Origin of the sequence: Neobacillus niacini (assembly GCF_000759675.1) — a bacterium.
In the GTDB taxonomy this organism is placed as follows: Bacteria; Bacillota; Bacilli; order Bacillales; family Cytobacillaceae; genus Neobacillus; species Neobacillus niacini_A.
In genome coordinates, this window is sequence record NZ_BAWM01000077.1 from 1 (window position 1) to 1880 (window position 1880).

The following is a 1880-nucleotide window of genomic DNA, read 5'->3' on the forward strand; positions in this document are numbered from 1 at the left end:
AACAAGGCAAGTAGACCACTGGAACCTCCCCAGTAGCCCCTCTCAGAACCGGACGTGAACCTCTCGACTCATCCGGCTCCCATTATTCAGCCGCAGGCTTAATACCTAATTCCCAGTGTTTAAATAATTTGGGATTTTGTTTTGCAATTCTCCCCATCAAATGTTCCGCTCTCTTTTTATGTCGAGCTAGATTTTTGTATTTTCTTCTCGACCACATTATTAAGGCTTTATTGATATGCCTTAACGTTGAATACATCTCTGATTTGTAGAACTTGCCATAGTAATTAATCCACCCTATAATCTGTGAGTTAAACATATTCGATAGGTCCGTAAGGTCCTTTTCCGCTTTTAACTGTAGTCTCCAGTCCCTTACTTTTTGCCGAATTGATTTCTTAGATTTGTTACTAATCGCAGGTGTAAAGTTAATAAAATGCTTTCCCCATCTGTTCTTCGAACGTCTTGGTCTGAACGTATATCCTAGAAAATCAAACGAGATATTTTCGTGATTTTCTTTCCTATCTTCATCTTTACAATATACAATTCGTGTTTTGGTTGGATGTAGTTCAAGCTTACATACGTTCATCCTATTGTTTAATGATTCAAGCAATCTTGTTGCCTCAACTTCCGACTTACAGTGGATAACTGCGTCATCTGCATATCTAGCAAAAGGATTATTCGGATGGTTAATTGTCATCCATTTATCAAATGTGTAATGAAGAAATAGATTCGCTAGTACTGGACTTATGACTCCACCTTGTGGTGTACCAGACGTACGTTCTATTACACCTTCTTTTGTTTGAAAAGGTGCCTTTAGCCATCTATTAATATATAGTTTTACCCATTTATTGTTTGTGTGCTTTTCCACTGCTTTCATTAGTAACCCATGTTCAATGTTGTCGAATAAGCCTTTAATATCAAATTCTAGAACCCAGTTGTATTTCCAACACCTTTTACGGGTTATCTCCAATGCTTGAATAGCACTTTTATTGGGTCTATAACCATAAGAGTCCTCATGAAAGAAAGGTTCCACCGAGGGTTCAAAATACAGTTTCACAACCATTTGTGCAATTCTATCTGCAACAGTTGGAATTCCTAGTGTCCTAGTACCACCAGCTTTCTTTGGTATTTCTACAGCTTTTACTGCTGGAGGAAAGTAGCTTCCTGAGGACATCCTGTTCCATAGTTTATAGAGATTATCCTTTAGGTTCATTTCGAATTCTTCTATTGACTGTTCATCAATTCCAGCTGACCCTTTATTTGCTTTTACTCTTAGAAAGGCTTCATAAACCACCTTTTTAGATATCGCATATGGCTTTGTTTTATTCATAAGTTCCTCCCACTAAAATGGTTGACTTGTTAATAAAACTGAATAACATAACCCCTTTGCTCCACCTCCGTTAGGAGGTTTCATTACTACTACGAGTTATTCCGCCCCTATACATGGCATTGGTACTCTGATTCTTGTGGTGCTTCCACTTGAATTTCTCCCTTGGCATCCATGTCGTAGGTTCCCACGTTCCACACTCAAGCCTATATTAAGTTCACGCCGCCTTTATACCGGTCACCGAACGGACAGTAAACAGGTTTCCTCCGAACTTATCCTGAGTTAACGACTCCCCCTCAGTTTTGATGACATCCCTACGCTTTCGATACTTCTTCAGCGGTTCAATGGTTTTCGTCTCCTTAATATGTACCTGACAAAGTCTTGCTTTGCCTTTTCCTTAACGCTCAATACCATAGCTTTTGACTACAGCACCTTAAGGTGGTTTGCAATCTCTACCTGTATAGCGATTACGAGAGGCCTACTCTCATCTTGAGTACAGCATAACTTCCATATGTACTTACGCACACTTTGGTTGCTTTCGTGGCACACAATCATC

At 39.5% G+C, this 1880-nt stretch carries 1 protein-coding gene; it reads right to left on the reverse strand.

Annotation, left to right across the window (positions count from 1 at the left end; genetic code table 11):
• Positions 1-82: 82 nt before the first annotated feature.
• Positions 83-1327, reverse strand: a complete 1245-nt coding sequence (gene ltrA / locus TR08_RS19590) for a group II intron reverse transcriptase/maturase (RefSeq protein ID WP_045521121.1) — start codon at positions 1325-1327, stop codon at positions 83-85.
• Positions 1328-1880 lie beyond the last annotated feature (553 nt).